Below are 239 nucleotides of genomic sequence, written 5' to 3'. Positions count from 1 at the left end.
GGAGGACTAGCGGGTTGCGCAGCATGGCCTGGAAACCCACGCCGCCCAGGCAGAAGCAGGCCCCGGCGACGACGGCCAGGACCGCGCGCGGCAGGCGCATCCGCCCGACGGTGAACGTGGCGCCCGGGACGTCCTGCCCCAGCATCACGCGGAGCACGTCGGCCGGCGGGTAGAACGTGCGGCCGACCATGAGGCTCGCGAGGAGGACGACAGCCACGAGCACGACCACCACCACGAAC

At 72.8% G+C, this 239-nt stretch carries 1 protein-coding gene; it reads right to left on the bottom strand.

Annotated elements, in window-relative coordinates; translation table 11 throughout:
• Positions 1–239 (bottom strand): iron chelate uptake ABC transporter family permease subunit (locus tag KVT14_RS21260; protein ID WP_217617378.1); only part of this gene is annotated, 239 nt, incomplete at both ends.

This window comes from Cellulomonas sp. GbtcB1 (assembly GCF_019091725.1).
Taxonomy (GTDB): domain Bacteria; phylum Actinomycetota; class Actinomycetes; order Actinomycetales; family Cellulomonadaceae; genus Cellulomonas.
Note: the sequence above shows the minus strand (reverse complement) of the source record. Positions and strands in the feature narration are given on the sequence as shown.